Genomic DNA, 26,516 nt, shown 5'->3' on the forward strand with positions numbered 1-26,516 from the left:
ATCTTTAATGATCTAAGCATGCGCTATGATCACCTATGCGGTATTAGCACCCGTTTCCGGATGTTATCCCCCTCTTATGGGCAGGTTCCCCACGTGTTACTCACCCGTTCGCCACTCATCCACACTCTGCAAGCAGAGTGCTTCAGCGTTCGACTTGCATGTATTAGGCATACCGCCAGCGTTCGTCCTGAGCCAGGATCAAACTCTCATTTTAAGTTTGACTTGCTCATAGTATTAATTGTGAGTTAACCATGTTAACTCGTTTGTTGCCTTCGACTCCAAAAGAATCGAAGACCCCTGCACATTTGGTTGTTTCTACTTTGTTCAGTTTTCAAAGATCTATCTCGTTCAGTTTGTGTTGTTCGTCTTTCGCAACAACTTTTATATCATACCATGTCGCTGCCTAAGCGTCAACCTTTTTTTGAAATAATTTGTTTATTTCTTCAGAGCTGAAAGCGTTACCTTTGCTCGTATGACAGCTATTTTATTATAGCTTATTACCGACTTACTGTCAACAATTAACTTTATTTTTTTCATTGCCGTTACATGTTTATGTTTTGCAGCAACGAGATTAATAATAACAGGTATTTTGATCATCGTCAACACTTTTATTGATTCTTTTCTATAAAAAACTGACCCATCTAATAGACGGGTCAGTTTCTTCTTATTACTTATCCTCAATATCTAGTGCATCTTCTATCTCATCTTCTTCTAAATGGTCAGCTTCTGCTTCTTCTTTAACCCTCTTGTTCTCTTTTTTATTTTTAAGCTTCGCAATTTGAATGTTACGTTTTAGCTGAGGATCATATCTTCTCTCTCCACTGACCGCCTCTTCAATCGGTTTGACTTCGTATTCTCCAGCAAGATCACCATAGTATCTATTATACCGTTTCTTAAATTGCTGAAAGAAATGGACAACAATCACTTTAAGAATGGCATAAATCGGCACCCCGAAAATCAGACCGAATAGTCCGAGAAGGTCCCCCATCACCAGCAGGACAATAATAATTGTAAGCGGGTGAACATTCAACTGTCTTCCCATCACGTTCGGTTCAATCAGATTCCCGTCAACGAACTGTACAACAGCCCATACGAGAAGCAGTTGCAGAACCATCCACCATGAATCAATCAACGCTATGACAAGCGCCGGAATAAAGGCCAGTGTCGGACCGACATAAGGGATGATAGACGTGAACCCGGCAATTACAGCTAGAACCCCACTGTACTCAAGGTTTATAATTGAAAAGCCTATGAACATCATGACACCAATCGATGTAGCAATAATGAGCTGCCCTTTAACATAGGCCCCGACCTGATCATTAACTTCAGAAGATACTCTAATGAGATCTTCTCTCCATTTTGGCGGGACAATACTCAATACTGCATAAAAGAAACGTTTTTCATCTTTTAGAAGGAAGAACAGGATGATCGGGAATGTAACGATCGTTACGACTACATTTGTCAGACCCGTCATGACAGCCGACAGCCCACTGAACCCATCCGATAGATACTGATTCAAGTTATCAGGTATTGATGCTATAAAATCTTCTCCTTCTTCAATAAACGATTCTATCTCGTTACCAAAAGGTAGATCCTCCAGCCATCCAGTAACTGACGCAATGATTGACTGGATAAAATCGGGGAAGTTTTCTACAAAGCTGGTGACCTGGTCTCTAAGCAGTGGATAAAGCGCACCTATCCCAACAACCAGCACTCCGATAAGCAGAAGGAACAGTATGGCTACCCCATATATCCTTTTAACCTTTTTCTTTTCCAGCAGATCGATGAACGGATTGAATAAGTAGTACAGTAACAAGGCAATAACAAATGGCATTAGAATATTAGACACGATAACAAACAAGGGTGTGAAAATATATTCGACCTGATTGAATATCATAGCCACGATGCCGATCAAAATAAGCGTGACTAAAGTGAACAGCAAGTTGCTTCCTCCAAGAAAATTAATCCATCTCGTTTTTTTCATTCTTATTCCCACTTTCTCCTGATTCATTATTCTCTTACCTATTATAGTATAGAAGTTTAAAGATTTTATCGAGAAATTTATACTATAATACCTGACTTCTTTTTAATTATGTAAAAAATCTGGAAGTCACGTGATGTGACCCCCAGATTCTAGGTTAATCGATATTTTTCATGGTAGGGAAGAGCAGGACATCACGTATAGAGTGAGAATCAGTCAGAAGCATGATCAGACGGTCAATTCCAATACCTAAACCACCTGTTGGCGGCATACCGTATTCAAGTGCTTCGATGAAATCTTCATCAATATCGTGAGCTTCATCATTACCTTGTGCCTTTTCAAGAGCCTGAGCTTCAAATCGTTCTCTCTGATCGATTGGATCATTCAGCTCACTGAAGGCATTCGCATATTCGTGTTTAGCTATAAAGAGCTCAAAGCGGTCTGTGAACCGCGGATCTTCTTCATTTTTCTTAGCAAGAGGGGATATTTCCAGTGGGTGACCATAAACAAATGTCGGCTGGATCAGCGTATGTTCGACAAATGTCTCAAAAAACTCGTTCACTACGTGACCAAAAGTAGCATAATCGTCAATCACGACATTATGGTCTTTAGCCAGCTGACGCGCTTCTTCATTTGTATAGTCCTGGAAGAAGTCGATCCCCGTTTCTTCCTTGATAAGATCGACCATATGACGACGATCCCACTTCTTGCCTATCTGAATCGTTTCATCCCCATATGGAATCTCTGTAGATCCCAGAACGTTTTCTGTGACCGTACGAATCAGGTCTTCAGTAAGATCCATTACATCATCGACATCATGGAAAGCTGTATACAGCTCAAGCATAGTAAACTCGGGGTTGTGTGTTGTATCGATCCCCTCATTACGAAAGACTCGACCGATTTCATAAACTTTCTCCATTCCACCGACGATCAGGCGTTTCAAATGCAGTTCAATAGCTATTCGAAGATATAGTTCCATATCCAATGCATTATGATGAGTCGTGAATGGACGAGCAGCTGCTCCTCCAGCTAGGTTATGCAGCAGGGGCGTTTCAACTTCCAGATAATCCAGCGAATTCAGATACGTTCTGATTTCCTGAATGATCCGGCTGCGTTTAGTAAAGCGGTCATAGCTTTCTTCGTTTGAAATAAGATCCAGGTATCTCTGACGATATTTCTGTTCAACATTTGTCAGGCCATGATATTTATCTGGAAGTGGACGCAGAGCTTTTGATAAATAAGTCAGTTCCGTTGCGCGGACCGTTACTTCTCCAGTATTGGTTTTCATAACTGTTCCTTCGATACCTAAAAAATCACCCAGGTCTGCAGTCTTGAAACTCTCATACTGCTCATCGCCCACAGCGTCTTTTCTGACGTAGATCTGAATCGATCCATTTTTATCTTTAAGGTGAGCAAAGCCAGCTTTTCCTTTGCCACGTTTAGTCATCAGTCTACCCGCTATTTTAACAGTAATTTCTTTTTCTGCCAGTTCTTCTTTTGACTGATCTTCATGTGCTTTATGAAGTTCGTCTGAAAAATGTGTTCGTTCGTAACGTCCGCCAAACGGGTCGACACCTCTCTCTTTAAGGTCATTCATCTTCTGACGACGCACCACCAGCTGATCGGTCAGCGTTTCCTCGTTATGTGTATCTTGAGACAATCCTGTCACTCCATTCTATTGACTTTTCTTCAGTAAGGTATTCATACAGGAAACACGTTGATTGGTGTCAACGATGAATATCTTAACAGCCAGACTATTCTTTTCCTGTACACTAAATACCTGTTATCTGAATTATAGTACCATATCTTTACTCTAGCATAAAGATGATTTCCCGACTTAATTCGGATCAGCCGTTGGTTCCACCAACTTCTTCCATCAATTCTTCAAGTTCTTTCTGGTCGAAATGATATGGTGTCCGACAGAAATGACAGACGGCTTCCGCTCCTCCATCTTCTTCAATCATTTCTCTGATTTCTTGTTTACCCAGTGTAACGATGGCATCTTTGAAGCGTTCCTTTGAGCAGTCACAAGTAAAACTGACAGGTAGGCCATCTACAATTCGTGCTGTACCGTCTTGAACTAAACGGTCAAGTATTTTTTCAGGTGTTTCGCCCTTTTCCATTAGCTGGGAGACCATGGGTAAATTAGCAATAGCCTGTTCGATTTTATCAATTGTTTCATCTTCTGCATTAGGAAGGACTTGTATCATAAATCCTCCTGCAGCTTTTACAGATTCATCAGGATTAACCAGTACAGAAAGACCAATCGCTGAAGGAACCTGTTCGGAATTTGCCATATAATAAGTGAAATCTTCGCCGAGCTCTCCACTTATTAGAGGAACCTGGCCTACGAAAGGTTCTTTCATTCCCAGATCTTTACTGACTGTCAGCATTCCTTCCGTTCCAACCGCTCCTCTTACATCGATTTTACCCTGATCGTTTAAAGGCAGGCTGACATGAGGATGCTTGATATAGCCCTTTGTCTCACCTTTACCATTGCTGTCGATCAGAAGATATCCGATCGGACCGTCCCCTTCGATTCGAACAGTCAGTTTTTCTTCCCCTTTTAATGTGGCTCCCAGAAGTGTCGCCCCAACCATTGCACGGCCAAGCGCACATGTTGCGGCACTCCAGGTGTCATGTTTAGTCTGTGCTTCTCTGACCATATCTGTTGCATCAACGACGTAAACTCTTACCTGATCATTGTATCCTAATGCTTTAATCAATTTATCTGACACACTATTCACGATCCTTTATTTCAGTATTTGTTGCTTCTCATTCTTTATTTTACATGGAAAGAAGAGGAGGGCTAATGATACGCCTCCTCTTCTCCTTCAGCTGTTATTCTTTCGTTTCGTCTTCAGAAGATTTTTCTGAGTCTGTTGTTTCACTGTCGGACTCATTTGACTGTGCTTCTTCAAACTGTTTTTCACGTGCTTTTTCTTTTTCTTCTCTAGCTGCTTTTACTTCTTCAAAAGACGTTCCGATCTGTTCCTCTTCAGGATCGCGGTCCGCTTCTGCGCTTTCGCGCGGGAATTCTGTCGGTTTATCCGTCTTCTTGGCAGGCATTTCGCCTTCTTCAAACAGAGACTTGATCTGCTTCTCGTCAAGCGTTTCAAACTCAAGAAGTTTCTGGGCAATCAGTTCATGCGCTGTCTTATGTTCTTCAATGATACGCTTAGCTTCTGCATGGCCTTCATTGAGAATACGCAGCACTTCCTGGTCGATCTGATAAGCGAACTGTTCTGAGTAAGCTTTAGATTGAGAATAATCTCTTCCAAGGAATACCTGTCCGCCGCCTTCATATTGGACCGGTCCAAGCAAGTCACTCATTCCATATTCCGTGACCATACTTCTGGCAATTTGAGTAGCCTGCTGGAAGTCATTGGATGCTCCACTTGATTGAGAGCCGAAGATCAGTTCTTCAGCAACACGCCCACCAAGAAGTCCAACGATCTGTTCAAATAATTCTTTCTTAGTCATCAGGAAGCGGTCTTCTTTAGGCAGCATAATTGCATATCCGCCAGCACGCCCACGAGGGACGATCGTCACCTTATGAACGATACGGGCATCACTTAGTACTAAACCGACAATAGTGTGTCCGGCTTCGTGGTAAGCAACCATGCTTCGTTCAGTCTCGGAAATGACACGGTCCTTCTTAGCTGGACCTGCAATGACACGGTCATGTGCTTCGTCAATATCCATTGCTTCTATTTCTTTACTGTCGCGTCTTGCAGCCACCAGGGCCGCTTCGTTAAGCAAGTTCTCAAGATCAGCTCCTGCAAATCCAGGTGTCTGTCTCGCAATGATTTTCAAATCGACATCAGGAGACATCGGTTTGTTCTTGGAGTGAACTTTGAGGATCGCTTCACGTCCTTTGACATCCGGTCTACCGACCATGATGCGTCTGTCAAAACGTCCAGGTCTCAGAAGTGCCGGATCCAGAACGTCCTGTCTGTTAGTTGCCGCAATGACAATAATTCCTTCATTACCGGTAAATCCGTCCATTTCAACAAGCAGCTGGTTAAGTGTCTGTTCACGTTCATCGTGACCCCCACCCATTCCAGCGCCACGCTGACGACCGACTGCATCGATCTCATCGATAAAGATGATAGCTGGTGCAGTTTTCTTGGCATTCTCGAACAAGTCACGTACACGACTTGCTCCTACTCCGACGAACATCTCAACGAACTCAGAACCTGAGATTGAGAAGAAAGGTACGCCGGCTTCACCCGCTACCGCTTTAGCAAGCAGAGTTTTACCTGTTCCGGGAGGTCCCTCAAGCAGCACACCTGCTGGAATTCGGGCACCCAGATTTGAGAATCGTCTTGGATCCTTAAGAAATTCAACGATTTCAACGAGTTCTTCTTTTTCTTCGTCTGCTCCTGCTACATCAGAGAAGCGGACTTTACTTGTCTTGGCATCTGTTTCTTTAGCTTTGGACTTACCGAAGTTCATGACTCCACGTCCGCCGCCTGCTCCGCCACCTTGTCCTGCCTGACCCATCATAAAGTAGATGAATCCGATGAACAGAAGTATCGGCAGGAATGTAAACAGAAGACTGGTCCATACACCGGTAGTCGGTTCTTCGATTGTTGCGAATTCGACGTCATTTTCTCTCGCCAGTGTGTACATCTCATCAACGATGTTGTCATTGGTTAAGATGTATGTGGTAAATCTGGAAGCCTGCTGCTGATCAAGACCGCCGAACAATGTGACGTTCTGATCCTGTTCAACTTCTACTTCCTGTCCTTCTCGAAACTGTCCTCTTATCTCATATACGCCAGCTGTAGGCTGGACTTGAAATTCTTCTATACGATCATCTTCCAGAAATTCTATAAATTGGGTTGAACTAACCCCTTCTGAAGCCTGATCTCCACCGCCACTAGTCGCCCAACTTGCAATACCTATAACTGCAAGAAACACGATGACGTAGAAGAATCCACTTTTAAAAAATCCCTTCTTCATGTCATCCTCCATCTATCAACTGATTTTAATTGTGATCCATTTTAAGGTTACTTACTTAAAATAATATACCATATCATGTTACCATACTTGACCATTTTTGACTATGAATTTTGTTTGATGATTCAATATATAAACTGTTTCTGCTGGGAAAGTCCATACTTCTTTCACAGAGTCAGATTATTTCTGATAGATTTCTGGTTTGAGTACACCAATGAACGGAAGATTACGGTAATTTTCTGCATAATCCAGACCATAGCCTACAACGAATTTATGTGGCACTGTAAAGCCGACCCAGTCGGCATGAATGTCGATCTTGCGTCCAGACGGTTTATCCAGCAGGGTAACGATTTTGACCGAAGCTGCCTTACGGTATTTAAACAGATCTTTCAGATAAGCCAACGTGCCTCCGGTATCGATAATATCTTCCACGAAGAGAACATGGCGACCCTCAACATTAGTATCCAAGTCTTTCAGAATTTTAACTTCTCCAGATGAGACCGTTTCGTTTCCGTAGCTTGATACATCCATGAAGTCGATTTCCAGATGAATATCCATCTTTTTGATAAGATCTGCCATAAACGGCAGGGCTCCTTTAAGTACACCGACCAGCAGAGGGTTCTTACCGTCGTATTCTTTACCAAGAAGGTCACCAAGTTCCTGAACCTTTTCCATGATTTCCTCTTCAGATATCAGTATGCTTTCAATTTCATTTCTCATGTCGTGATCTCCTTTTTATCTAATCTTTATTTTTCAGTATTCTGTTGTTTTATATACGAGTACGTAGCTAATTGTATCAGTTATAGGGTCCAGTGACAATGCAGATTCCTTAATGTCCGGGACCCACAGAATACGACCAGTACTGTCTGTGACGATCCATATCTGCTCTCGGTCTTTTCTTGGTATTTTCTGATCGATGAAAATATCTTTCACTTTCTTTGTTCCAGTCATCCCCCTGACAGTCATCTTGTCTCCTTTGTGTCTGTGACGTATCGTCAGCGGAGTATTGTGAGGCGGAATCCCAAGAAATAGATGCCTTTCATTCTGACTGGATTTTCTGGCCTTGAATGATTCATAGGTCAGCAAACCCATCACGCTGCCGTTATCCAGTTCGATCCATTGATCGACGGCCAGTTTCTTTTCAATTTTAACCTCGGTCTCCACCTGATGAATGCTGTCATATTCTTTTTTTCGAATCATGCAGCGATCATACATTCTTTCTGCAATCAGCTCTCCTGGAAGGTCAAGCGTTGTATTAGGATGAGACGATTTCAGCCAGTCAATAATTATCTGTATGTGCTTATGGCCGAGCATGTACGCCTGACTTTTAGACCATTCTTTTACCCCGCTGCTTAGTATACGACGCTGCAGGGCCTCATCTGTCTGAATGAGAGCAGGAATCGAGATGCAAAGAGCGTGTTCTTCAAATGACAACATTTCTTTTTTATACTCTTCGATACGTGGAGCTGAAATCCTCAGAAGGCTGTCTAAGTCTTCTGTCAATCGGATCAGATGATCCTCAAGTGCCGGGTTTTCCATTTTGAGAAGAGGGATAATAGACTGCCTGAATCGATTTCTCGTATACTTTTCCGAAGTGTTCGATTCATCTTCCTCCCACTGAAGCTGTCTATATCCTGCGTAGGAGAGCAAATCTGACTTCTTAAAGGGCAGAAGTGGCCTCACTACCGTAACAGCTCCGTCAGCTCTTTTATCTGACATCCCTTTCAGTTCTTCCAGCGCACTGCCTCTGACCAGCTTCATGAGGATCGTTTCAATTTGATCATCCTTATGGTGGGCAGTCAGAACTGTGCGGCTGCCTATCTGAAGGGCTAGTTCTTTAAAGAAGCCGTAGCGGATGTCTCTTGCAGCTTTCTCGATTCCTGAGTCCGGGTGGTCTTCTTTTTTCCAGTGATGAACATAACAGGGAACAGCATACCGTTCACCAAGCGTTCTAACTGCTGATTCTTCTTCATCAGAAATACCTCTCAAATGATGATTGACATGTGCAATTGAAATATTCGGTTTAATATCATCTGGCAGTCCGTGCATGAGGTCAAGGAGGACGACAGAATCAACCCCTCCAGACACTGCGACAATGACCGGTTCGTTTTGCCGCCATGCGTCAAGCATTCTAATGTGCCCAGTAAACTGCTGAAGCAGATCCATCTTCATCCTCCCATCGGGACATTCGGTTGTCCAATTAAAAAGGGCTCAGGGACTCCCCCAAACCCTTTCTCTTATAATTTAAATGTTAATGTATTAACTTCTTCTTCCGCCACGTCCACCGCGTTTGTTTTCAGTGTTTCGTTTAATGGAGGTCAAGCGGTCTTCACTGTCTTTCAGGAATGAACTCATTAAAGAGTCGAAATCCTGTTTCTTCGGAGCTGAGCTGGTTCTTTTATTAGAAGAAGAGCTTGAACGCTCTCGACTTGGCGCTTTAGGTTTTGGAGCTGATTCAGCAGGCTTGTCCTGAGCTTTACGGATAGATAGTCCGATTTTGCCGTCATCTGCTATAGATAAAACTTTAACTGTAACGGTCTGGCCAACTTCCAGTTCTTCATTGATGTTTTCTACATAACTGTCTGACACTTCACTGATGTGAACTAATCCTGTTTTGTTATTGCCTAAATCAATAAACGCACCAAAATTGGCAATACCCGTGACTTTACCTTCTACTTTGCTTCCAACTTCAATTGACATATTTTCTATGTTTCCTCCTAAATAATTTGAAACAATTATACCATGCAATTTTTCAAGAATAAAGGTTTACATAGAAGAATCTTGACAAATCACTCTTTATTGTTCGGGTTTTGTCATTCTTCTTCCGTTTCTTCTTCTTCAGCATCCGGATTTTCATCAGTTGCTTCCAGGTGATCCGGATTTCGGTCATCCGGGAAACTGAAGACGATTTCGTTGTCTTTCGTCAGATAGTACTCGCTTCTAGCCAATTTGGTTACATACTCTTCATCTTCCAGGAGGCCAATATAGTAGTCCAGTTCCTCCTGCTGCAGCTCCAGTGATTCAAGTTCCTGCTGTGCCACAACTCTCTGCTCTTCCAGATCCTGCAGTTTTATGTAGTTTCTTACTAGAGTACTGCCGGCTAGAATGACCAGGAACATGCCCATCGCAATAATGATGCGCATTCTTCTTTTTAACTGTTTACGTCTTTTATGGGCTCTTATGCTGTCCAGAGTCTTTGTTTCTATATAATCATTTTTCATACGGGCTATTCGTGGTTTTTTATTTCCCATGGTGATTGCTCCTCCTTCTGATTCAGGGAATCGTCTGTTTAAAGTATACCAATAATAAACCGAATGATAAAGAATCTTCAGAGAGGAAATCGGTACTGATTTTAATTGTAATGAAAAAGACACAATCAGATCCGCTTTTTCAAATGGATCTGATTGTGCCAATAAAATCTGTCAGGTGTTGTCAGAATCCTTATAGGTCTCTTCCAGCACAGTGTATAGATCTTTAGCTTCATCTTTTTTTGTTGTATCTTTAATATTATCGACTCTAACTTTCAGAGTTTTGTTACCGAACTGGATTGTCAGCTCATCTTCAACTGCTACTGAACTTGAAGATTTAGCTGTCTTTCCGTTGATCTGAATACGGTCTTTATCAGCAATTTCTTTTGCTACAGATCTTCTTTTGATTATACGTGACACTTTAAGAAATTTATCAAGTCTCATCTTTCAACCTCTTCTCTTCCAGTTTTATTTTCTGCCAGATGGCATCGACTTCTTCCGGCGTGGATGCACTCATGCCGTCGAAGACATGGGGATGACGGCGTCTCATCTTTCGGTTCACGCTTTCCAGTACCTCTTCAAATGTAAAGAGTCCCTCTTTTTCAGCTGCATTGGTCTGGTACAGGATCTGAACAAGGACGTCTCCCAGTTCTTCGATCCAGTTATCTATATCTTCCCGCTCTATGGCCTCGATCAGTTCTTCTGTTTCTTCTCTAATGTATTCTACCAGAGAAAGTGGGGTCTGTTCGTTGATCCATGCATCCCCCTCTTCTCCTGTAACCCTGTCTATATAATACTGAAGGGTTGATAATGACGTCACTTGTTCGTCCTGGGGCAACGGCGGGACATACAGCGACCTTAAATTGAATACTCCGTCAAAACGGTCCATTTCAAATAATGGGAGCCACTGCACTTTTTCCTCAGATGTTCCAGCGCCATCGATAACTGCCACCTGATGATCATCCGGATATTTCTCCATTAAAGTCAGTTTGACTTCTCCTGCCATCAGGGCATTGAACACCTGCATGACAATAACATGCTGACCGGTTTGCAGCTGGTCATGATTCAGCTCAAAAGAATCGACCAGCTGGAAGCCTTCTACCGGATCGATTCGGACAGCTTTGAACAGATCATCGAGAAAACTTTTCCCGTCCAGTATCTCTACTTTGTCATATTGTTCCAGCAGGTCCTTGACTGTCTTCTCAGCTACCATAGGATGTCCTGGGACAGCGTAAAGCACTTCCTTGTTTTGTGCTTCCGTAATAAGTTTTTCGACAATCGCCTGATAGACCTTATTAAAATCTTTACTATACTTGTCGTAGAGATCGTCCATCGATTCAAAGGCGAGTCCTTCTTCTTTCAGTTCGTTCAGGGCAGGATGGTCTGACGTTCTTACAAATACCGACTGACTGTTCATAAGCCTATCGTATACACTCAGTGGCATCTGCTGTTTTTCTCCAGGCCCCAACCCGACTACACTAATCGTGTGCATAACTGCCTCCTTAAGACAATGTGTTGATTTCTGCTCCAGCTGTCTATTCTGACAGCATCATGCAGCAAGTTATATCCTTCGTTTAATATAAGCATTCCATTTTAATTCTATAGTGGATGCTCGCCCTTCCAGATCAATTGATTCTATGAATCAGCTGACTGTTTCTGCTGCTGCTCTTCTTCTTTTTTCTCTTTTTCAATCAGGTACTCCGCTGTGTTTTTAGCAAAGAGAACCAATGCGTCCAGCCATTCATTGACGGATGTCCGTCTCGTCAGTTTAAATGCAACGGTCAGTTTCTCCTCTGCCTGCATATCTGTTTTCAACGTTATCGGTTTAAGTGCCTTGAATACTTCAGGCAGTGGAAGACGCGTCGTTCCGGCTTTCGAAAAGACAACAGACAAATTGTTACCGTCACGCTTAATCAGTTCGATAAGCGCCTGTTCGCTGTACATCTTGAGCAGACCTACTGACAGCAGATCAGCGACTTCCTGAGGGTAGTCCCCAAAGCGGTCGATCAGTTCATCCTGCAGCTCCACATAATCCTCATCTGAAGAAAACTGTCTGATGCGTTTGTACAGTTCAATTTTCTGACGTTCATCCTGGACATACGTTCCAGGCAAGTATGCATCGACTGACAGATCCATTTCCACTACTGTTTTCTGGTGACGCTTGTCTCCACGTTTTCGGGCCACTGCTTCTTCCAGCATCTGTGAATACAGATCAAATCCGACACTGTCAATGAATCCGTGCTGCTGCTGACCTAAGAGATTACCCGCCCCACGTATAGCGAGGTCTCTCATGGCAATCTTGAAGCCTGATCCGAGTTCGGTAAAGTCCTTGATCGCCTGCAGCCTTTTTTCACTGACTTCTGTCAGGATCTTATTTGGCTGATGCATAAAGTAAGCATAGGCGATCCGACTGCTTCGTCCGACTCGCCCCCTTAACTGATAGAGCTGGGAAAGGCCCATACGATCAGCATCTTCTACAATAAGCGTATTGACATTAGGGATATCGACCCCTGTTTCAATAATTGTCGTCGTCACGAGCAGATCATATTCTCCCTGTATGAACTGGTATAGAATGTTTTCCAGCTGGACTTCTGTCATCTGTCCGTGAGCATGAGCAATACGGGCTTCGGGAACTAGCTGCTGGAGTTCGTCTACCCGCTGCTCGATCGTACTGACCCGATTGTGCAGGTAGAAAACCTGACCACCTCTTGCCATTTCACGTTTGATCGATTCAGCTACCACTGCCCCATTCATCTCCATAACATAGGTCTGAACCGGGTAGCGGTTTGCCGGCGGTGTTTCGATCACTGACAGATCTCTGACACCCAGCATCGACATATGGAGGGTACGGGGAATAGGTGTTGCCGTCAGCGTCAGCACATCGACCTCGCTTTTCAGCTGTTTCAGTCTTTCCTTGTGCTTGACTCCAAAGCGCTGCTCTTCGTCTACAATAAGCAGCCCCAGATCCTGAAAGACAATATCTTTAGACAGGACTCTATGCGTTCCGACGACGACATCGATGTGCCCTTTTTTCAGCCCGTCGACAGTTTCTTTCAGCTGCTTACCTGTACGGAAACGGCTCAGCAGTCCGATCTCTACGGGGAAATCTGTGAAGCGTTCGAGCATCGTATCGTAATGCTGCTGAGCCAGAACGGTAGTCGGCACCAGAAATGCCACCTGCTTCCCGTCCTGGACTGCTTTGAAAATGGCCCGCATTGCTACTTCTGTTTTCCCGTAACCGACATCTCCTACGATCAGGCGATCCATCGGCTTGTCTTTTTCCATATCTTTTTTCACTTCACGAATCGAGCGAAGCTGATCATCCGTTTCTGTATAGGGAAACGCATCATCGAATTCGCCTTGATAGGCATTGTCCCTGGAGAAGGCATAGCCGGTTCTCTGCTCTCGTTCAGCATACAGCTCCACCAGCTCATCTGCTATGTCTTCAACCTGAGAGGCTACTTTTTTCTTCGTCTTTGCCCAGGATGTACCTCCCAGTTTATTCAGTTTAGGTGATTTCCCTTCTGAAGATACATATTTCTGAAGGAGATTCAGCTGGGTCACGGGGATGAACAGCTTGGATGAATCTTTATACACCACACTGAGGTAATCCTGATGCACGCCGCCGATTTCCATAGTTTCCATCCCCATGAACTGACCAATCCCATGATTAACGTGCACCACATAATCGCCTTTTTCCAGTTCCGAGTAACTTTTCAGTCTTTCGGCATTGGACAGATTCTGTCTTCTCGGCTTCTTCTTAGGCAGTCTATTAAAGAGCTCTTTCTCTGTCAGCACGGCTATTTTTTCATGTGGCAGCTCAAACCCCGTCATGACGCTTCCACTGATGACCTGAATGATGCCTTCTTTTAAATGATTGCTGTCTGACAAGGTGCTCGGAATCTCAAAATTGAGAAGAGTCTGATGAACTTTTTCCGCCCTGTCTTCACTTTCCGTCATGACGATAACCGTGTATTCCTGTTTGACCCAGCGGTCCATTTCCGTTTTGACCAGGTTCATCTGCCCAAAGAACTTCTGCATCGTCCGATACTGAAAAGCATGGATGCTGTCCAACCGGAGTCCTTTCATTCCTTTCTGGAACAGCGAGAAGTAAAGCTGGTTCAGCTCTGAGCCTTTGAGTGTATCCCTAAAATTTTTCGAAAAAGACTGATTGATGAGGATATTCCCCTGAGAAAGCTGGGATGTAACCCATTCACCCTCCTCTTCTTCCAGTCTAGCTTCGTTTTCTAATATACGCGGGTATTCATCCATGACGACAATCGCATCATCCGACGCATAGTCGATGAGCGTCGCTTTATCCTCATACAAAAAATCCGCATATCTGACCAGCTCTTCGCTGTATGTTTCGTCTTTGATCGTATCTATGATATCCCTGACTGTCTCATTCAGACTAGTCTGCTGATCTTCGTCCTTTGTTTTTTTCAGTGACGAGGCCAGTGCTTTCTCAATCCGAGTGATGATCGAATCTTTTTCCTCTATACAAAGCAAAGTATCTGTAGCAGGGATAATTTTTACGGTTTCAACATTCTGTTCAGACCTTTGAGTGTCCGCATCAAAGTACCTCAGTGAATCGATTTCCACATCAAACAGCTCAATTCTGACAGGTTTTTCTTCAGTCAGCGGATACACATCGATGATTCCGCCTCGAATGCTGAATTCTCCTGGGGTGGACACTTTCTGCTCCCGCCTGTATCCCATCTCGGCAAGCTTCTGCTGAAGCTGATCAAGCTCCACTTCATCTCCGATAGAGAATAAAAGCTCTGCCTGAGCAAAGAGGGCCGGATCGGGAAGGAGCTTTCTTGCCCCGGCCAGAGGAGTGACCACAACTCCCGGTTTATTTTTCAGCATGAAATCTAGAGCCTTGACACGCTCTGCCCGGGATTCCGGAGAAGAGACGGCCATTTCAGCATGGATCATATCGTCCACTGCAAACAGAAAGAGCTGGTCATCAGGAATGAGACCAGTTAAATCGGTTATGAGCTGATTGGCATGATAGACATTTTGAGTAACCACGAGAATCTGTCTGGATTCTTCTTCAAATAATGATTTAAGCACTAATGTCCGTGCAGATCCTGCCATTCCAGTTATGAGGTGCTTCCTCTTTTTTTCCATTTGAGAAAACAGTTCTTTTACGGAAGGTTTTTCACTGATTAATGTGTGTAAGTCTGCCACGCTATTTTCTCCTTTTCTCTATGATTCATTTAGTTGAACTGTGTCATCGTGTCAGTAAACGAATGACCCTCGACCCAGTATAAAGCGGCATCCGCTGCTTTCTTCACTGAAAGAAGTACCTCTTCATGCGTTGATTTGTGAAAGGGACTCAGGACATGAGAGACGACTGACTGATTCTCGTAAGGGCGTCCGACACCGATTCGGAGACGATTGAACTGTTTCGTCCCGAGATGATCGATCATACTCTTGATGCCATTATGTCCACCGGCACCACCCTTCTGTCTGAGTCGTACCTTGCCGATCGGCAAATCCATATCGTCGTAAACGACAACAAGGTCTTCCTCATCACAGTCATAGTAGTCCAGCCACTGTCTCACTGAACGTCCCGATTCATTCATATAGGTCTGAGGTTTGATCAGGATGACCTTTTCAGTTCCGACCAGACCTTCTGCATATACTGATTCGAAATTAGACCGGTTGAACGCCCAGCCTTTCTGAAAAGCTATCTCATCCAATGTAATAAAGCCGATGTTATGTTTAGTTTGAGCATATTTAGCTCCCGGATTACCTAACCCGATTATTAATTTCATATTATAGAAACTCCTTAACTGTTTTGTACATGCAAAAAAGCTGAACGAGACTGTCGTTCAGTTTTTTATTTATTCTATTGTAACATATTTGGAAGTCACTTTTCCCTCAGGTGATCGATCAGGTTTTTTTAATAAATGTCTCATGACATTTAGGGCAAGTCACCCGCAGTTTCTTCCTTCCTCTCGGGAGACGGATCTGCTGTCTGCAGTTAGGACATTTAACGATTTTATACGCTTTTCGCTGAGCCCATCTGTTTCTTAGTTTCCTTGTTCTCAGTTGAACGATCTGCTTGACAGATAAATATTTCTGAAGTTCTCTATAGCGGTTCGCCTTATCTCTGGAGAGTATCCTGAGCGCACCATAGGCCAGCAGGGCAATCCCCACAGCTGATACCCAGATGCCACCAATAAAGTTAGCCAGAATACCGAAAACCAGGCCGGCAGCCATCAGCACTTTCGAGAACTCATCGAAGCCATACCGACCTGACATGTAAAATAGAATTTTCTGAAGCCATTGCATACTAGTCATTCCTTTAATTTACTATTATTTCCCCAATTATACTATAGGGATTTTAAGATTATATGAAGATTTCTACAAAAAACCAGAGGCTTCCCTCGCTCAAGAGAAACCTCTGGTCCGTATTATTTAAAGTTATTCACCAGGAGCTAAGATGATGATGTTTTCGAATCGAACGAACTCTTCGACGTCAGCTTCATCGCCTACTTCATACAATTCTTCTTCAGATACACCGACTTGGTATTCCTGATCAGAATCTGTAGCTTCAACTGTAAAGCTGAATGCTCCTTCTTCAACTGCAGGTGTTTCTACGACTTCGCCGTCCTGAAGAACGTAGGCATAGACGTCTCCTTCTCCAACAGCTGAACCGTTAACTGTAGCTTCTCCGTCTTCAGGTGTAAATACATATCCTTCCTGAGACCAAGTTCCACCAACGATTTCCAGCTCGATAGATGCAGTGTAACCTAGATCACTACCGATTCCATCAATGATATCATGAGCACTTTCACCGTTTCCGGCATCCTCATCAGTATCGTCTTCTGGAGTTTCTTCTACATCTTCAACCTCAGCATCGTCTTCTACTTCTTCTTCATCGATGTCTGGTGTCGGACTTGGATCTCCATCTGTATCACACGCAGCTAGTGCAAGTGTAGATACAGCCAGCAAACCTAATAGTTTTTTATAACTCATTTTGTACATTCCCTCCTAATATCTTACATCTCTTTTATAGTAAGAGATAAATGGGATAGAACTATCTAAATAATTTCGCTCGTCGCTATCATACCACAATAAAAAATATATGACAATTTTTTTACATATTTTTGTCAACAAATCTTTAATGTTTTCAATACCTCCAGAACATGAAGTTGACTTAACTGTCCTCCCTCCTTATTATATAAGAGCTGTACCGTGCATCCGTGATTAAAAGCTCCCGCCCGCATCCACTAAAATTGACTATACCAATCAGGAAAAATAATCAGTCGAAATGGTTGACTTTTAACATATTTGCTTTTAATATTATTATGCTTGCATAAGCAGCCATTACACCACAACACAACCGACAACTATACCACTTCAGATAAGTGGGCTAAAACATTTAAACTATAAGAAAGCAGGGATACACATGTGTGGAATCGTTGGATACATTGGATCGAAAGACGCTAAAGAAGTACTATTACACGGACTTGAAAAACTGGAATATCGAGGCTATGACTCTGCCGGGATTTATGTCATCAGAGAACAGAATGACGGCCATTTATTTAAAGAAAAGGGCCGTATTGCAGCTTTACGAGATAAAGTTGATGTATCGGTCGAAGCTAATGCAGGAATCGGACATACCCGCTGGGCTACTCATGGTGAACCTAGTGTACGCAATGCCCATCCTCATCAGTCTACTAGCGGTCGCTATACCATTGTACATAATGGTGTGATCGAAAATTATCAGGAAGTTAAAGATGCTTATCTTGAAGATGTTGAACTGGTCAGTGAAACTGACACGGAAATTATTGTTCAGCTGATCGCCTGGTTTGCAGAAAACGAAGGTCTGGATACACTTGATGCCTTCAAAAAAACCATCGTGACCCTTGAAGGTTCATACGCCATTGCCCTGATCGACAAGGAAGATCCAGATGTTGTCTATGCCGCTAAAAACAAGAGTCCTCTGCTTCTAGGTAAAGGAGACGGCTTCAATGTCATCTGTAGTGATGCCATGGCTATGATCAAGGAAACGAATCAGTTCGTAGAATTAATGGACAAAGAAGTTGCAGTCGTGACTAAAGACAGTCTGTCCATCGAGAACTTCAGCGGCGATATTATTGAAAGAAACCATTACATCGCAGAACTGGATTCTAATGACCTTGAAAAAGGAACCTATCCTTACTATATGCTTAAAGAGATTGATGAGCAGCCGGCCGTTATGCGTAAGCTCGTTCTGAAATATCAGGATGAGGAGGGCAAGCTGTCTATCGATCCTGAAATCGTCAATACGATGATGGACTCTGACCGTATCTACATTATCGCGGCAGGAACCAGCTATCATGCTGGTCTGGTTGGTAAAAAACTTCTGGAGGAGATGACAAATATTCCAACAGAAGTGCATGTATCAAGTGAATTCGGCTACCATACGCCTCTGCTTCCTGAAAAACCATTTTTCATCTTCATCTCTCAAAGCGGGGAAACGGCAGACAGCCGTCAGGTACTGGTCAAAATGAATGAACTGGGTCACCCGTCTCTGACTGTGACAAACGTGGCCGGTTCAACATTATCCAGAGAATCCAACTTCACCCTGCTTCTGAATGCAGGTCCGGAAATTGCTGTGGCGTCTACAAAAGCGTACACGGCTCAGATTGCTGTTCTGGCTATCTTATCGGAAGTCGTCGGTATGGAAAAAGGTCTGATCGATGAGCCGACAATGATTCACGATCTTGGTATAGTTGCAAATGCTATGCAGACGCTCGTTGATGAAAAAGACGTGATCGAAGAGCTTGCATCTGAATACTTGAGCATCACACGCAATGCGTTCTACATCGGTCGTGGCATGGACTATCATGTTGCTCTCGAAGCTGCACTTAAGCTGAAAGAGATTTCCTATATCCAGACAGAAGGATTCGCTGCCGGTGAATTGAAGCATGGAACGATCGCTCTGATTGAAAAAGGTACTCCAGTCATCGCACTTGTGACCGAGCAGGCTGTTGCCGGACATACCCGCGGCAACCTTCAGGAAACACGCGCACGTGGCGCTCATACTATGGTCATCTCTATGGATGGTCTGGACCGCCCTGGGGATCACATTGTAATCCCTAAAGTCAATCCACTGCTGTCAGCTTTAGTCAGCGTCATCCCGACTCAGCTGCTTTCATACTACTGCAGCCTGCATCGCGGCAATGATGTAGACAAGCCTCGTAACCTGGCTAAGTCAGTAACTGTTGAATAATCATACTAATAGTGATCTAAAATAAACTAATGCCCCCCGCGAGCTGTCCATCAGACGGTATTGCGGGGGTTTTACATATAGTCTTCCAGTTCGTTAACCACCGACGAGTTCTCGCAGGAGATTCGGTCAGTTCATATGAGTTTGCTTCCTCACTTCTCTGTTCGACATACTCACAGGTCTCTTTACCTGTAGTTTGCAATACAACTCAGATTCTGATCAGCTCGGATAGTTCTGCCCCCAGTCGTACCGAAACTGTTCAATGATGCCCCTCCTCCATTATTTCTTCTAAAAATCGAAATAAGAAGAATACCTCTCTTAATCTTCACTTTCAACTCTGTGGATAAGATGTGGATAAATACAAAATCATTCTTTCTTTCTAATTACGTCTACATCAATAAATATAAAAAAAAACGGGCCCTTTTAAGGTCGGACAGATTTTACATAATCTGCCTTCTCTTATATGGGTCCCGCTTTTTTATGCTGCTATTTTATTTTGTCAGAGCTGTCCACGATTCATGCATCCGGTCAAGCATTGCAATGAGTCTTTCCCCTACTTCCTTGTAGGCAGCCGTATCCAGATTGGCCAGGGATACACGTACCGTCCACTTGCTTGAACCAAACGCTTCTGATTTAAGCAGCATCAGGCGCTCTTCTTCAGCCAGTTTCGTGACGATATCCGTCATTGTCCAGCTTGACTGGATAAACGCCTTGAAGTCTGATCCATAGCGCTTGTTCAGCAGCCACTCAAAATCGATTTCACAGTAGTAAGCAGTATTGTACTCTTCGACTGGCATCATCAGACCTAATGAGTTATAAAGCAGCTGCCCTCTCTTCTGACAGATCTGAATGACCTCCTGTTTATACTGGTCTTCAGTATCAAGCAGTGCATAGAGACTGAACAGGGTCATCATGACCTGCTGTGGCGCAGATAGACCAGCTGCATGGTTCAGCGCTACTGACCGACTGTCAGCTACCATCCTGTCAATGAAAGAAATCGCTCGCGGATCTGATGTCAATGTGCCATACCGCTCATCAAGTGCTTCTTTCTTCTCTTCAGGAAGTTCGTCTAACCGTCTGTCAAACACATTGTCTTTAGCCAGGGCAATCGTTCCGATTCTCCACCCCGTCGCGCCGAAGTATTTAGAATACGAGTAGATACAAGCTGTATTGTAAGGAATAGCTGTGAATAATGATGTGAATGATTCAAGAAATGTGCCGTACACATCGTCAGATAAAATCATCAGATCAGGATTATCCGTTTCAACAATGTCTTTCAGCTGTGCAATTGAATCCCCGTATATGGCATTCGCCGTCGGATTACTTGGGTTCACCACAAAGACTGCTTTGATGTCCGTATTTCTTAATTTATCCAGTTCCTGTTCGCTGAACTGATGACTGGTCTGTCCATCGATCGTCATGATTTCAGATCTGATATATTCTACATCAAATTCATATTCCGGTAGTTCAGGAATTTCCATATAAGGTGCAAAAGTTGGAATCATCAGAGCTATCTTATCTTTAGGTTCCAGCAGGTGGTTGTTCACTAAAGATTTAAATGTATAAACGATTCCAGCCGTCCCTCCTTCGACCGCAAAAATATCAAAGGGCTCCGTCTCACCTGAGAACAATTCATGGTGAAGGTACTGCTTGATTGGCTGTTCGCATGCAGTGAGTACGCGCTCAGGATAGGGATAGTTATCCCCAATTGTATAGTCGAGCATTTTTGTGAGCCACTGTTCTCTCGGCATACCCAGCAGATGCGTGCCATTTTCCCAGATGTTTTTGAGCATATCAGCTCCATCGGACTCTTTATCATTCAGGAAGGATTCGAATCGCTCCGTTCGTCCACCTTTTTCTTTGATCATAGTGCCCAGGCTTTCTTTTTCACTTATGACCGTTTCTTTTACTGCAAATTCGCCTAAAAGAAAATACGCTTCTCTGGGAATAGGGGCTGTCCAGTTCGGATTCCCTCGTCCGGCATTCAACCATTCTTTCGTCACATTTTGTGACTCCATACGATTTTCCAGATACAGCGACAACTCAAACGGACTTAAACTTTCTAAATCTTGCTTCAAAATTCCACTCCTATAATTTTTTATTTCATTTACTTATCTGACCTCTTAACCGTTAATGAGTATAACAAAGAAACCGGCAGCCCTGTAGTTATATGGAATCTATTTAATGGAGTCTCATAGGATTTTAATATTAGTCTTATATTCTTGACTTGATCCGGGAGTTTTATTTTCCCGAAATTTCCCCAGACAAAAGGAGGGCTCCCTTAAAGAAAGCCCTCCTTCATTATTATTTACTTCATCCAGTTACTGATTTCATTCAGTCGCTCGATTCTCAGGTTTGGCAGTCCTGCCCTAGATAGTCCATGACTCGATTTAGGGAAGAGAACGAGTTTCGTCTTGACTCCCTGTTTTTTCATAGCTGTATACATCTGCTCACCTTGTTCCTGCGGGCATCTCAAGTCTTCCTGTCCGTGGATGACCAACAGAGGTGTCTTGATGTTCTGTGTATAAGCTAACGGAGACATTTTCCACAGGTCTTCCATTTGAGAGACGTCTCTTTTCAGCTGGAATTCTACGAAGAATGCACCTACATCACTGGTGCCGTAAAAGCTGACCCAGTTTGATATGCATCGCTGCGTGACTGCAGCCTTGAAACGGTCAGTGTGTCCGACGATCCAGTTGGTCATGAAGCCACCGTAACTTCCTCCAGCAACATATACGTTTGACTGATCAATTTCAGGGTGCTGCTCCAGAACGTAATCTGTACCTAGCATCAGATCTTCGTAGTCCTTGTTTCCATAGTCTCCAAGAATGGACGCAACAAAGTCCTGACCGTATCCGTTTCCTCCACGCGGATTCAGAAGAATGACACCGTATCCTTCAGCTGACAGCTTCTGCATCTCGTGGAAGAAGGTTTCTCCATAACATACTTGAGGCCCACCGTGGATATAGAGAACCGCTGGATGGTTGTCGCTCTTGTCCACAGGTGGAACGTACCATCCCTGGATATCCCAGTCGTCTGCTCCTTTGTACCAGAATCTTTCCACAGGCGTGATCTGATGCGAGCCTTCAAACGCTGCGTTCGGATTATACAAATCAGTTATTTCACCAGTTTCGGCATTGAGCAGCCCAAGAACACTTGGTGTCGTCAAGTCAGAGTAGGTGACTGCAAAGGTAGTATTATCCACAACATCCCCATCTGTAATATGAAACGGCTTGTCCACCAGACATTTGCTGCCGGCGGTTTTGTCTCCCTTATACAGTTTCAGCTTGCCATGTTCGGTCACTGGATAGACAAAAGAGTCATCATCCAGCCACTTGATCGGAAATCCCTTGGTTTTCTGCTGGAAGTCTCCAATGATCAGATCACCAACATATTTATCCTCGACTGACAGGACTTCGAAAGTATGGTCTGCTCTGTTCCAGCCATAAATTTTATCTAAAGTAACAAAGGCATAAGAAAAATCATTTCCAGTAAAGAGGAAATAGTCTTCCGACTCGTTTACCGCTTCAAATGAAAAGCTGCCTTCCGGTATATCTTCAGTGACGAGGCGGGCTGTCTCCGAGGCAATGTCGTATTCGTAGACGCTTGCTCCGTAGACCCATTCGTCATCCGGATTCAGCTTATCCACATAAAGCAGAAAGGATTCGTCTTTAGAAACATATTGAAGGCGGAACGGCCGGTCTTTCTCAAGAATGAGCGAAGATTCCTTTTTGGCTACACCGATTTTTTTAACTTGATACAGTCGATCTTTTTCAGTAATCCCCTGGCCATCCATCTTATATTGCAGTTTAGTTATCGTCACTGACTTGACTTTGTCGTCAGACTTGCTGTCACTGTCTGTTCTCTCTTTATTCTGATCAGGATCTACAGTCGTCTGATAATAGAGTGACCCGCTGTTGCTTGTCCATTCAAATGAACTGACGCCTTGTTCCTCATCAGTCAACGCAAAAGCAGCCCCTCCTCTCACTGGCATCAGGTAAATCTGAGGCTTCTCCCCTTTTTTACCGGCCATAAAACCAATCCATTTTTCATTAGGAGAGACCTTGATTTGAGAAGGATTCAATTCTTCATCGATCCACATGATCCGTTCCTTCGATTTCTGATCGATGCTCCACCAGGAAGTCAGGTAGGCATTTTTTTCTTTGTCCGTTCGAGTTTCCAGATAAAAAATACGGTCATCCAGAACAATCGGCTGTGATACATTTTTCAGGTCAAACAGGCTTTCACTTGTTATATGCTTCATTCCACTAAAACTCCTCTTCTGATTATCATGTTAAATACTCGTTAAAACTCTTTCATTATTTTCTCATTTATACCTATGTGCGTCAATGTACAAAATTTCCATATTGTACAGTCAGCTTCTCATGAGTTTTGCTGATTAGCTATGTTATACTAAGGGTGTAAAAAAGGGAAAGGAATGATCATATGAACGTCAGAAAAAAACAGCAGAAAATCATTCTCATAGGTGATGGAGCTGTCGGTTCAAGTTATGCCTACTCACTGATCAATCAGAATATCGGTCAGGAGCTTGGCATTATCGATGTCAATACAGAAAAGGCAGAAGGAGATGTCATGGACTTGAACAGTGCCCTGGCCTTCACTGCACCTAAGAAAATATATGTGGCTGATTACGAAGACTGCCATGATGCTGACCTGGTCGTCTATACTGCCGGAGCTTCTCAAAAGCCTGGCGAGACCCGTCTGGATCTGACTGAAAAGAACCTTCGCATTACTAAAGATGTCGTGGAAAAGGTGATGGCCAGCGGATTCAATGGCATATTCCTGGTTGCTACGAATCCAGTGGATATCCTGACCTATGCTGTATACAAGTTGTCCGGTCTCCCTTCTAACCAGGTCATCGGAACTGGAACCTCGCTTGACAGCGCTCGCTTCCGTCAGGCAGTTGCCAACCTCCTGGATGTGGATGTAAGGAACGTTCACGGCTACATCATCGGCGAACACGGGGATACTGAATTCCCAGTCTGGTCACATGCTAACGTTGCCGGCCTTCAGATCAATGAATGGCTGAACAATAACCCGGATACAGATGAACAGGCACTCGTTGAGATTTTCTTCTCCGTTAGAGACGCCGCTTATGAAATCATCAAGCGAAAAGGTGCAACATTTTACGGCATCGGAGTATCGCTGGCCCGTATCACCCGAGCCATTCTAAATAATGAACATGCTGTCCTTCCTCTGTCAGTTTACCTTGAAGGAGAGTATGGACAGAATGACATCTACATTGGCTCACCTGCCATCATCAATCAGAGAGGGATCGATAAGATCGTCGAGATTCCTCTTAACGATTCCGAAAAGGAAAAAATGACTCATTCGGCAGATACCATCAGAAATCATCTGAAAGAAGTCCTGGATAAAAATCCGGATCTAGGTTTTACAATCTCCGACTGATGATCTGTATCTACACGTGAACTACAGTATAAAACAGGGACCGGCAGCTGGTATATATCGGCTGCCGGTCCCTGTTTAGATATAAAAAAACAGCCGTCACCGGTCCTTTTTCTCTGCTCCCTTATTACAAAAGTTTAGAGAAAAACATTCCGGTTTCGACTGTTTTTTTACATTGGTATGATAATGTCTTCTTCTTCGTGAATTTCCTGTCCATCCTGATTCTCTGCATGAATCTCGATTATAAGCTGATGAGGCAGGACAACTGCTGTTTCGCCAGGCTGACTGATCCAGCCTCGTCTCACACCGAGCTGATCCGGACTGTTGTCTTCCCTGTTACGAATGCGCGTCCCGTCCACTTCGATGATATTGTACTGACCGTCGCGAGGTTCAAGTCTGAATTCCTCTTGTGGTGTATCCTCGCTCAGTTCCACTCGGTACACTTCTTCTCCGGATATTTTGACTGTAGCAATGATCCGGGCGTCCTCATCGATGCTGCTCAGCTGATAGCCATATACGATGTGCGGAATGAAAGAAGCGACCAGAAGAATAATGATAATGACGACATCCAGCGGTTTCATGTTTCTTAAATGGAAACGAACCTTGTCTATCACCTGATCGCCTCCTTTCCTTTAGTAAAGGCATCGGCCTTTAATCATTACTTTCTTATCCTTTGAACTGCTTCTCAAACAGTGGGGACACTGAACGGTTTTCATGGATCCGCTTGATGGCATGACCCATCAGTTCACCTACACTGACTTGAACGACTTTATCTATTTTTTTATCTTCTGGAAGCATGATGGAATCTGTCACCACCATATTCTTTATCGGTGATTCAGCCAGACGTTCCATAGCCGGTCCGGAGAAGACTGGGTGAGTTCCACAGGCATAGACCTCTTTGGCTCCTTTTTCTATCAGAGCATCTGCCGCAAGGGTAATCGTTCCAGCAGTATCGATCAGGTCATCGATCAGTACTGCTGTTTTCCCTTCAACATTACCGACAATATTCATGACTTCTGCTACATTTGCCTTCGGGCGACGCTTGTCAATGATCGCAATAGGAGACTTCAGGAACTCAGCCAGTTTTCTGGCACGAGTCACTCCTCCATGATCAGGTGAGACCACGACTGTATTTTCCCCACCAAGATTTCTATCGATGAACCAGTTTGCCAGGAGCGATGCGCCAAGCAGATGATCAACTGGGATATCGAAGAATCCTTGAATCTGTGAAGCATGCAAATCGAGAGTCAGCATACGGTCAGCCCCAGCCTGAGTGATCATATTCGCGACCAGTTTAGCCGTGATCGGTTCTCTTGAACGAGCTTTACGGTCCTGTCTTGCATAACCATAATAAGGCATGACGATATTGATTGTCTTGGCACTTGCACGTTTCAATGCATCGATCATGATGAGCACTTCCATTAAGTGATCATTCGTTGGTGCAGACGTTGACTGCACAACATAGACATGGTCCCCACGGATACTTTCTTCAATGTTGATACGAATTTCCCCATCACTGAACTTGTTGACGGATACTTTCCCTAATTCTACTCCTACATCCTTCGCAATCTTTTCTGCTAATGGCTTGTTGGAACTCAATGCAAAAATCTTCAGTTTTGGATCAGAATAATGTTCGGACATGTCGGCCTCCATAAATTTTATCTCA

20 protein-coding genes and 1 rRNA gene are annotated in these 26,516 nt (G+C 43.7%); 2 read left to right on the forward strand and 19 right to left on the reverse strand.

Translation table 11 applies throughout. From position 1 onward, the window contains the following. From BMX79_RS11090 to BMX79_RS11165, 15 genes are all read right to left on the reverse strand, one after another. Nucleotides 1-214, reverse strand: a 16S ribosomal RNA gene (locus BMX79_RS11090); the annotation flags it as partial. Nucleotides 215-667: 453 nt separating this feature from the next. Further along, a complete protein-coding gene (locus tag BMX79_RS11100) occupies nt 668-1,984 on the reverse strand; it encodes an AI-2E family transporter (RefSeq protein ID WP_091482677.1) in 1,317 nt (438 codons plus the stop codon). A 154-nt stretch (nt 1,985-2,138) separates the two neighbouring features. Next, nucleotides 2,139-3,641: a lysine--tRNA ligase gene (gene lysS / locus BMX79_RS11105; protein WP_091482679.1), complete on the reverse strand. Its 1,503-nt coding sequence runs from the start codon at nt 3,639-3,641 to the stop codon at nt 2,139-2,141. 187 nt (nt 3,642-3,828) lie between these two features. Continuing rightward, nucleotides 3,829-4,719 (reverse strand): Hsp33 family molecular chaperone HslO, encoded by an 891-nt coding sequence (hslO, locus tag BMX79_RS11110; RefSeq protein WP_091482681.1) that lies wholly within the window; start codon nt 4,717-4,719, stop codon nt 3,829-3,831. Nucleotides 4,720-4,822: 103 nt separating this feature from the next. Further along, a complete protein-coding gene (ftsH, locus tag BMX79_RS11115; RefSeq protein ID WP_091482683.1) occupies nt 4,823-6,949 on the reverse strand; it encodes an ATP-dependent zinc metalloprotease FtsH in 2,127 nt (708 codons plus the stop codon). 177 nt (nt 6,950-7,126) lie between these two features. Further along, nucleotides 7,127-7,666, reverse strand: coding sequence for a hypoxanthine phosphoribosyltransferase (gene hpt / locus BMX79_RS11120; RefSeq protein ID WP_091482685.1), 540 nt, complete (start codon nt 7,664-7,666; stop codon nt 7,127-7,129). Between the two features lie 33 nt (nt 7,667-7,699). Next, nucleotides 7,700-9,112, reverse strand: a complete 1,413-nt coding sequence (gene tilS, locus BMX79_RS11125) for a tRNA lysidine(34) synthetase TilS (protein ID WP_170231047.1) — start codon at nt 9,110-9,112, stop codon at nt 7,700-7,702. Nucleotides 9,113-9,205: 93 nt separating this feature from the next. Continuing rightward, nucleotides 9,206-9,646: a S1 domain-containing RNA-binding protein gene (locus BMX79_RS11130; protein WP_091482689.1), complete on the reverse strand. Its 441-nt coding sequence runs from the start codon at nt 9,644-9,646 to the stop codon at nt 9,206-9,208. 113 nt (nt 9,647-9,759) lie between these two features. Then, nucleotides 9,760-10,197 (reverse strand): FtsB family cell division protein, encoded by a 438-nt coding sequence (locus BMX79_RS11135; RefSeq protein ID WP_091482691.1) that lies wholly within the window; start codon nt 10,195-10,197, stop codon nt 9,760-9,762. 171 nt (nt 10,198-10,368) lie between these two features. Further along, complete coding sequence (locus BMX79_RS11140; protein WP_091482693.1) at nt 10,369-10,638, reverse strand: RNA-binding S4 domain-containing protein; 270 nt, start codon at nt 10,636-10,638, stop codon at nt 10,369-10,371. Further along, entirely contained in the window at nt 10,628-11,686 is a 1,059-nt protein-coding gene (locus BMX79_RS11145) for a MazG nucleotide pyrophosphohydrolase domain-containing protein (RefSeq protein WP_091482695.1), read from the reverse strand. Before BMX79_RS11145 ends, BMX79_RS11140 begins: the two co-directional genes overlap by 11 nt. A 143-nt stretch (nt 11,687-11,829) precedes the next feature. Next, nucleotides 11,830-15,327: a transcription-repair coupling factor gene (gene mfd / locus BMX79_RS11150; protein ID WP_371862086.1), complete on the reverse strand. Its 3,498-nt coding sequence runs from the start codon at nt 15,325-15,327 to the stop codon at nt 11,830-11,832. A gap of 89 nt (nt 15,328-15,416) precedes the next feature. Continuing rightward, the gene (gene pth / locus BMX79_RS11155) at nt 15,417-15,977 is read right to left on the reverse strand and encodes an aminoacyl-tRNA hydrolase (RefSeq protein WP_091482698.1); all 561 of its coding nucleotides are present in this window, start codon (nt 15,975-15,977) and stop codon (nt 15,417-15,419) included. Between the two features lie 118 nt (nt 15,978-16,095). Further along, nucleotides 16,096-16,497: a DnaJ-like cysteine-rich domain-containing protein gene (locus BMX79_RS11160; protein WP_091482700.1), complete on the reverse strand. Its 402-nt coding sequence runs from the start codon at nt 16,495-16,497 to the stop codon at nt 16,096-16,098. A 132-nt stretch (nt 16,498-16,629) separates the two neighbouring features. Next, nucleotides 16,630-17,184, reverse strand: coding sequence for a hypothetical protein (locus BMX79_RS11165; protein WP_091482703.1), 555 nt, complete (start codon nt 17,182-17,184; stop codon nt 16,630-16,632). Between the two features lie 433 nt (nt 17,185-17,617). Between BMX79_RS11165 and glmS the strand changes: the two genes are divergently transcribed. After that, nucleotides 17,618-19,426: a glutamine--fructose-6-phosphate transaminase (isomerizing) gene (gene glmS, locus BMX79_RS11170; protein ID WP_091482705.1), complete on the forward strand. Its 1,809-nt coding sequence runs from the start codon at nt 17,618-17,620 to the stop codon at nt 19,424-19,426. Nucleotides 19,427-19,914: 488 nt separating this feature from the next. On the opposite strand, the gene aspD is transcribed toward glmS, so the two are convergent. After that, a complete protein-coding gene (gene aspD, locus BMX79_RS11175; protein ID WP_091482708.1) occupies nt 19,915-21,501 on the reverse strand; it encodes an aspartate 4-decarboxylase in 1,587 nt (528 codons plus the stop codon). Between the two features lie 230 nt (nt 21,502-21,731). After that, nucleotides 21,732-23,687 (reverse strand): S9 family peptidase, encoded by a 1,956-nt coding sequence (locus tag BMX79_RS11180; RefSeq protein ID WP_091482710.1) that lies wholly within the window; start codon nt 23,685-23,687, stop codon nt 21,732-21,734. Between the two features lie 182 nt (nt 23,688-23,869). Here BMX79_RS11180 and BMX79_RS11185 point away from each other — a divergent pair, with 182 nt between their 5' ends. Continuing rightward, nucleotides 23,870-24,853 carry an L-lactate dehydrogenase gene (locus tag BMX79_RS11185; protein ID WP_091482713.1) on the forward strand — a complete coding sequence of 328 codons (984 nt, stop codon included), beginning with the start codon at nt 23,870-23,872 and terminating at the stop codon, nt 24,851-24,853. 167 nt (nt 24,854-25,020) lie between these two features. Here BMX79_RS11185 and BMX79_RS11190 read toward each other — a convergent pair whose 3' ends face one another. Both BMX79_RS11190 and BMX79_RS11195 read right to left on the reverse strand, forming a co-directional pair. Beyond that, the gene (locus tag BMX79_RS11190; RefSeq protein ID WP_091482715.1) at nt 25,021-25,464 is read right to left on the reverse strand and encodes a NusG domain II-containing protein; all 444 of its coding nucleotides are present in this window, start codon (nt 25,462-25,464) and stop codon (nt 25,021-25,023) included. Nucleotides 25,465-25,516: 52 nt separating this feature from the next. Continuing rightward, a complete protein-coding gene (locus BMX79_RS11195) occupies nt 25,517-26,491 on the reverse strand; it encodes a ribose-phosphate diphosphokinase (protein ID WP_091482717.1) in 975 nt (324 codons plus the stop codon). Nucleotides 26,492-26,516: the final 25 nt, after the last annotated feature.

Source organism: Alkalibacterium pelagium (genome assembly GCF_900109325.1).
Classification (GTDB): Bacteria; Bacillota; Bacilli; order Lactobacillales; family Carnobacteriaceae_A; genus Alkalibacterium; species Alkalibacterium pelagium.